A 7,484-nucleotide genomic window follows, 5' to 3' on the forward strand; every position below is an offset into this window, starting at 1 on the left:
TCCCTATGAAAATCCTCAAATCAGCCCTCATAGGCTGCGCCCTACTCTTTAGTTTTTATCGTATTGCTATTGGAGCTGATGTAGATTGGCCCAAAAAACCCATCGTGGCAATTGTTGCTTTTCCAGCCGGAGGTTCTACTGATAGTTTTGCACGAAATATTGCCTCCAACTTAGGTGAAGCACTTGGGCAATCAGTCATGGTTGACAATAGGCCCGGTGCTGGTGGCATGATCGGCTTGCAGGCTGCTGCAAAAGCTGCCCCAGATGGTTATACGATCTTTTTTGGAGCACTAACCAATCAAGCAATCTCACATAGTCTTTTTGCCAATGCAACAGTAGATATGCGCAAGGATTTAACACCGGTAGCGCTGATGGGAACTATCCCTCATTTACTGGTGGTGAACCCTTCTGTTCCCGCCAAAAATTTAACCGAATTAATCGCCTTTATAAAATCAAAAAACGGTAATTTCAATTACGCATCACAAGGCAATGGCAGCCTATCCCATATAGAGGCCACTCTATTTATGCAGCGCATTGGCGCAACCGGCACGCATGTTCCCTATAAAGGCAGTAGCTTTGCTTTACCTGATCTGATTGCCGGCAATACCCTCATGATGTTTGATAGCGTGACTGCTTCACTGCCACACATCCAAAGCGGCAAACTGAGGGCGATTGCAATGGCATCAGCTGAGCGTTCACCATTGTTGCCTAATGTGCCCACACTAAGTCAAGAGGGCATGAAAAACTTTGATGTTGAAAACCTCTATGCCGTGTATGTACCCAAGGGCACTCCACCAGCAATCGTTGACCGTTTAGACAATGCACTTGCAAAGATTGCAGCCAACAAGAACAATCAGGCTCGCCTCGCTTCCCAAGGTATTCGTGTGCACTATGAAAATGCCGAGCACTTAGCGGTGATTACAAATACTGAATTCGAAAAATGGGCCAAGATAGTGAAGTTAGCTAATTTGAAGATCGATTAAAAAGTAACGAAAGCCTTGATGATTATTTCTCCTCCCTTTGGTGGTGGTCGCGCCCCAGTTTTGGCTCGCAATACTGTAGCCAGCTCACAACCACTAGCAACCCAGGCGGGCATAGAAGCTTTGCAAAATGGTGGTAATGCGGTTGATGCTGCTCTAGCAACGGCCATCACACTCACCGTAGTTGAACCCACCATGAATGGCCTCGGTGGTGATGGCTTTGCCATTATTTGGGATGGCAAAAAGTTACACGGCCTCAATGCTTCTGGTTGTGCTCCTGCAGCTTGGACCCCAGAGTATTTTGCCGGTCAATCTGCTATGCCATTGATTGGCTGGAATACAGTCACAGTCCCCGGCATGATCGCTGGATGGATTGAACTTTCGCGCAAATTTGGCAAGTTGCCATTTGCGCAATTATTTAAGCGCGCTATTGCTTATGCAGAAAGTGGTTTTCCGGTTTCGCCTGTCATTGCACGTCAATGGCGCGAGGCAATTCCGATATTAAAAAATCAGCCCGGCTTTACCGAATCATTTTTAATTGATGGCAAGGCACCCGCTGCCGGGCAAATTTGGCGCTATCCAGAACAAGCTAGAACCCTAAAAGAGATTGCTAACACTGAAGGTGAAGCATTCTATAGAGGCTCTCTTGCTAAAAGCATGGTCGATTTTGCCCAAAAAACGGGTGGCGTATTTACTCTGGAAGACTTTGCTAATTACCAAGCGCAGTGGGTTGAACCACTCGCATTTGATTATGGTGAATACACCTTACATGAAATTCCACCCAATGGCTCTGGCATTGTTGCGCAAATGGCCTTGGGTATTTTGCAAGCGGCCAATGTAAAGCAATACCCCGCAAACTCTGCCAAGCGTATTCATTTACAAGTTGAAGCAATGAGAATGGCCTTTGCTGATGCATATGCGTTTATCTCTGAGCCAGCAACAATGGGTCTTTCCCCTTCTCAATTGCTTAACCCAGATTACCTAGCAAGTCGCGCTGCCTTAATCAATCACGAGCAAGCGGGTGACTATGCTGCAGGTGACCCACACACTGGTGGCACCGTATATCTGTGCGCCGCTGATGAAGCGGGCATGATGATTTCTTATATTCAATCGAATTTCAAGGGCTTTGGCTCGGGAGTTGTCGCTCCTGGCGGCATAGCGTTTCATAATCGCGGCATGAGCTTTAGTTTGATGGATGGCCACCCTAATCAAGTTGCCCCTGGTAAGCGCCCTTTTCATACCATCTTGCCGGCGTTTCTCACTAAGGACAGTAAACCCAGCATGGCATTTGGCGTGATGGGTGGCAATATGCAACCGCAAGGACATCTACAATTTGTGATGCGCTTTGTGGATGAATACCTCAACCCGCAAGCTTGCTCAGATGCACCCCGTTGGCGGATTGATGATGCTGGCGAACTGACCGTTGAGACGTCGATGCCCAATGCAGTGGTTGAGGGATTGCGCCAAATGGGTCATGATGTTTTAGTGATGCCAGCCAATAGCTTGGATTTTGGTAGCGCGCAGGCTATTGCTTGCTTAGGTGATGATCCCGCTGATGGCTATATCGCCGGAAGTGATCACCGTCGCGATGGTCTCGCTGCTGGTTTCTGAAACCAGAAAATAATAAAGCCACCTAGGTGGCTTTATTTATCTTAATCCAACGACAGTATTAGAAATTGATGGTAGCCGCCAACTGAGGGCCCGAGCTAGTGTAATTGGTTCCACCATGGTTATCAGGCAATACAAAACCCAACGCACGATAGGTCAAAGTCACATCACCCCACGAGAATGCATCACCAACACCGGCCTGCAATTGCCAGGTTGTGTCATTAGAGCCAGGGCCCTTACCGCCATCAGCATAGAAAGGGATAAACCAGGATGTATCGGCGATGCGGTAACGGCCTTTGAAACCCACAATGGCGTCAGTTGTATGAAGATCGGAACTGCGACTTCTATTGCGATCTGCAGTAGTAGTGCCATCAATATTGACAATAGCTTGGCTATTGATCACGGTAGTAGAGCTGATGTAGCGCAAACCAAGCAAGCCATCTAGATAGAGGCTGGCGGATTTATATGCGGTGTATGTGGCAGCACCGGTTAAAGCAGTTTGAGTAGTAGCCGCATTATCACCAACCGAGATTGTGCCATCACCATTTGGTGTATAGGCGGCGCGGCTAGAGCTGCCGTCCTTAAGCGACCAATACACCAAGTCAGCCATCATGCCCCAATCTCCCTTGTGAGCTTCAGCACTAAAGAGCGCACCAGCAGTGGCATCACTCAGATTTTGACTGATTGAGTTTGTGCTAGTTACTGAGCGACGACCTTCGGTGAGCGTTGCTGAAGAAGCACTACCCCATCCATTAATTGATGCAGAAACACGCCAGTCGTCATTCACAACTGGTATAGGGTTGACAGTGACAGACTGCGCCTGAGCGCTTGCAAGCCCAGCAAGGGCAAGAATGGAGAATAAAGCTTTAGATAATTGAATTTTCATGATTGGCTTAAATGCAGTTTAGTAATTCGAAATAAAAAAGTTTGACCAATTAAATTGTACTAACCCGAACTTGAATAGGCACAATACTGTATTTATAGCTTATTTGCACTATTTGAGGGCAAGCAATTGAGGTAGAAGCGCTTAATTTCGAGATCGCAGCTAATATCTTTTGCTTCTATCGGCCTTTGCAAGCTGATTCCCTCAATCGAGGTACAACGGCTCAAAGCCACATAAACCTGCCCAGATGCAAAAGCACCCGACGAAAGATCTACCCTGACCTTATTAAGTGTTTTGCCCTGACTCTTATGAATAGTGACAGCCCAAGCCAACATCAAAGGAATCTGCACATACGTACCAATAATTTGTGGGGATATCTTGCCGCTCATCATGTCATGGTCGTAGCGATAGGATTCCCACTGATGGCCTTTTACCTCTACCGTATTGGAGTAAGGTCCATTTTGGACAGTCACCTTAACAGTATCGGGCAATAACTCGCGCACAATACCAATGGTGCCATTGACCCAGCGCTTTGGAAAACCACTATCCGTTGCAGTGAACATGACACGTGCCCCAACCTTCAGGGCGAGGTTGTTTGGAGATGGCAAATTGCGTTCATCAATATTGAACTTCCCTGTCGTCTTACCAATATAGAATTTGGCGTCCACCGCTAAAGCGCGGAGTCCTGCACCATTAATTTGATCAGCCCTTGCATTGGTTGTTGTTAGGGTAATCGTTTGCTCATCTTGTTCTTGATCCGGTCGAAAGCATTGGGTATTGAGGGTCTCAAGCGCCCCATCAATATCATGATTAATCCGAATGCGATTAAGCAATCCAGCAAAGTGCTCGTCTTTTTGACGGAATATTTTTGAGAGCTCCACCATGGTCACATCCTTACGATGCAAAGCCATGGAACAGAAAAAATAAGGCCCCTCGTAACCTCGACCTGCTAGCACCTCCATATCGGCGCCCGATACAACTGGGGGCAACTGAAAAAGGTCACCCACAAACATGACCTGAATGCCGCCAAAGGCTTGGTTTTTGTGGGGTCCATTAGCACGTAAAAATAAATCAATCGCATCGACTACATCCGTGCGGACCATCGATACTTCATCGATGATCAATAAGCGGATATCTTTATATAGTCGCCTGTCTTTGAGGGGCTTAATATCCTCTTCCGGGAAAATGAGGCGCGGCGGCAGGCGAAAGAAGGAATGAATAGTTACCCCCTTAACCTGCAAAGCAGCCACCCCAGTAGGCGCAACTACAACCACATTACCTGGAATATTTTCCCGAAGATAGCCAATTAAGGTGGTTTTACCAGTTCCCGCTTTGCCACTCACAAAGATATAGGGGTCGCCCCTCTCAATTGCATCAATCACCGCCTGATAGTCGGGGGTAATTTCTATTTCGGAAGAATCGAGGGCTGCAGGACTGCTCATAGCCCTATTGTTTCATGAAAGTAAGATACTCGGCATGACTATTACTAGTGAAAGAAGTAGCCATAGACCGAGAGTAAGAGCTCAATAAAAATCAGTACCAAAATATAGATCTCTACTTTATGAGAACTAGTGTAACGAATCGTTTCTAGCAGTGTGCTGGCGGTTCTGCCAATTGCTGCTAGCTTTGCTTCAATCTGCAAAGATCGCTCAGTTAACTCGTATTCATCCTCTAAACGTGCATGCAGTAATTGCAACTCTGGATTAGTTAGAAGAGAATTAAAGCGATCGGTCACATCACCTCGATTGGCCATGCGCTGCTCTGCTAGAAGCATGGTACCAACGGTTTTCATGAGATTGCGCGTATTGATTGAGAAAGCGCCATCATCCGCTAAATCGAGCGCAAGCGGTTCAATCTTATCGAACTCACTACTGATACGACTCTCTAAAAAATCAATCTGATTAGACTTAGCCAAAATTTCTGCAACGATCTTGATACGGTCTAGATCGGGAGAATGGAGATAGATGTCATCTCCATCCGGACCCTCTTCATGTTCAGGATCAATAACAATCAGCAAAGACTCTTCTGCAAAACCCTCAATCATTCCGGAGCAGGCGGGTGTTAATAATTCTAGTAACCACTTCCTATCATCCTCGGTGGAGGCAAAAAGCACTACACAGCCAAAACGGAAAATAACTGCAGCGCCTGATGACGGCAAACGCACTGTCAGAGGCGCTAATGAAATTAACGGTAATGACTTAAGCTGTTTGGTTTCAATATGATTGGCGATATTGAGCACCAAAGCATTCAACTGGTGCGTAGTATCCATGCCTTTCATTAAAGGACTTTGGTTAGTCGGTAAATTGAGGCCTAAGGGCTTATTCATGATGGAACTCTATTAAGATTTAATTAATATCATCTCATGAACTAGCGCTTAAATAGGCTACTATTAGATGGATGAAGAGGTGGACATGAAAAAACCCATGATTTGCTTTAAGCAAAATGAAGACGGCGTTGCGACAGTCGAATTTGCGCTTATTCTGCCAGTGCTCTTAGTGCTGGTTTTTGGCATCATTAACTATGGCATTCTGCTATATGACCAGGCAGTTATCACCAATGCTGCCCGCGAGGGAGCTCGCTGGGGGGCTATTAATACATCAGCGGCCATTAGCTGCTCAGGCACGGCTACCGGTACTGGCAATCCCTGTCAGATTGCCAACAATTACACACATGCCAATCTAATTACTTTTGGTGGTAATGCAAACTCTTCTGCATCCGCAACAGGCACTGGGACCTCAGGCACTACTGTCACCGTAACCGTTACTTATCAATTTTCCGAAATTGGTTGGATTGTTGGTAGCGCAGTGAATAACCTCACATCTAGGATGAACATTAATAGCACCGTTTGATTCGATAGATAAGCTAACCATCTACCCCAATCGCTGGCAATGAAAAACATGGCCGAAGAACTTAGTAAGCCAATCAGCGCTAAACGGGTGAATTGAACATAAGCCGTTGAGGTCTTGGCAGTCTCAAGGCGCGACAAGACATACATTAAAGCCAAGCCGTTTGCTGGGATAAATAAAATCCAAACAAAAATACCCCCAGTACTAAAAATGCCGTAGATGGTAGCTAAATGTTGCCCCAAGGACCATGCCACCGAATCAATCGGCCCAAGAGGGGTGTATGGCGCTGTGGGTGACAGAAAAAGGCGATCTTGAAATGGCAAGGCATCCCAGATCGCCTGGCTTTGCAACGCATCTCCATGGAACATAGAGCACAACACAAAAAGCCCCACGACTTCTAGAGCGAGAAAAATTAAGGCCTTCTTTAAATAACCAAGATCTGGATTTTCCTTTTGAACAATCCATAGCAATAAGAAAGCAGCAGGAAAGCCCATAAAGAGATAAGCCTCATGCATCAAGACCATTAAGGGTGAAAAATCGTTAACAGGAGGAAGGTCAATAAACCAATCCATATCGATCGCCGCCTTAAGGAGCTGGCTTGAATGTTTAAGTATATGAGGCATAGGATTGAAAAAAAGACCAAGAAAATGCCTTCTTTACGTATATAAAAAATACCGCCGCTGCCCATGTGGAAGATACCGCCCTGCAATAATATTGCTACGGCCAGTACGCTCCAATCTTGGATTCTTGCCTTTAGATAGATGACTAGAAACAGGGCCACATAGGCTGCAAATGCCCAAAAAACAATGGCATAGATTGAGGTAGTGATTGGAAAAACCGAACTTATTTTTAGAATGATTTCGCCCACTAAGCCCCGCCTTACAAAACCACCTTGATAGTTAATCAACCATTCAGACATCTGACGTGGATTAAAACGAGCTTGAGAAACATTTCCCATCATCCATAAATAGGCAATGAGTAAAGGCGCCTCCAATATAAAGGCAAGAAATGTAAATTTCAGGAGCGCATATTTACGGCTTGACATAGTTGATTTCATTAAAACTAAAGCGATTGCGTATTTCAGGCCAGCGTGACCACCCATTTCAGGCAAATGACCGGTCATTTCAGAGTGAGCGTGACCACCTGTTTCAGAATCAGCGTGACCGC

The 7,484-nt window shown here is 46.0% G+C and carries 8 protein-coding genes; 3 read left to right on the top strand and 5 right to left on the bottom strand.

What is annotated here, in order from left to right:
* The first annotated feature begins 5 nt into the window (after window positions 1-5).
* Both M2125_RS10570 and M2125_RS10575 read left to right on the top strand, forming a co-directional pair.
* Entirely contained in the window at window positions 6-983 is a 978-nt protein-coding gene (locus M2125_RS10570) for a Bug family tripartite tricarboxylate transporter substrate binding protein (RefSeq protein WP_280741986.1), read from the top strand.
* A gap of 18 nt (window positions 984-1,001) precedes the next feature.
* A complete protein-coding gene (locus M2125_RS10575; protein WP_076024193.1) occupies window positions 1,002-2,591 on the top strand; it encodes a gamma-glutamyltransferase family protein in 1,590 nt (529 codons plus the stop codon).
* 58 nt (window positions 2,592-2,649) lie between these two features.
* Here M2125_RS10575 and M2125_RS10580 read toward each other — a convergent pair whose 3' ends face one another.
* The 3 genes from M2125_RS10580 to M2125_RS10590 form a co-directional block, all read right to left on the bottom strand.
* Window positions 2,650-3,474, bottom strand: coding sequence for a hypothetical protein (locus tag M2125_RS10580; protein ID WP_280742954.1), 825 nt, complete (start codon window positions 3,472-3,474; stop codon window positions 2,650-2,652).
* 92 nt (window positions 3,475-3,566) lie between these two features.
* Entirely contained in the window at window positions 3,567-4,913 is a 1,347-nt protein-coding gene (locus M2125_RS10585; protein ID WP_076024195.1) for an ATP-dependent DNA helicase, read from the bottom strand.
* 44 nt (window positions 4,914-4,957) lie between these two features.
* The gene (locus M2125_RS10590) at window positions 4,958-5,797 is read right to left on the bottom strand and encodes an RMD1 family protein (protein ID WP_277541432.1); all 840 of its coding nucleotides are present in this window, start codon (window positions 5,795-5,797) and stop codon (window positions 4,958-4,960) included.
* 85 nt (window positions 5,798-5,882) lie between these two features.
* Between M2125_RS10590 and M2125_RS10595 the strand changes: the two genes are divergently transcribed.
* A complete protein-coding gene (locus M2125_RS10595; protein ID WP_280742955.1) occupies window positions 5,883-6,320 on the top strand; it encodes a TadE family protein in 438 nt (145 codons plus the stop codon).
* Here the strand turns inward: M2125_RS10595 and M2125_RS10600 are convergent.
* Complete coding sequence (locus M2125_RS10600; protein WP_280742956.1) at window positions 6,239-6,889, bottom strand: hypothetical protein; 651 nt, start codon at window positions 6,887-6,889, stop codon at window positions 6,239-6,241. The two genes, M2125_RS10595 and M2125_RS10600, sit on opposite strands and share 82 nt — an antisense overlap.
* The coding region (locus tag M2125_RS10605) for a hypothetical protein (RefSeq protein WP_280742957.1) at window positions 6,841-7,484 on the bottom strand (644 nt) is incomplete at its 5' end. The genes M2125_RS10605 and M2125_RS10600, both read right to left, overlap by 49 nt.

The sequence above is a fragment of the Polynucleobacter sphagniphilus genome, assembly GCF_029892205.1.
Lineage (GTDB): Bacteria > Pseudomonadota > Gammaproteobacteria > Burkholderiales > Burkholderiaceae > Polynucleobacter > Polynucleobacter sphagniphilus.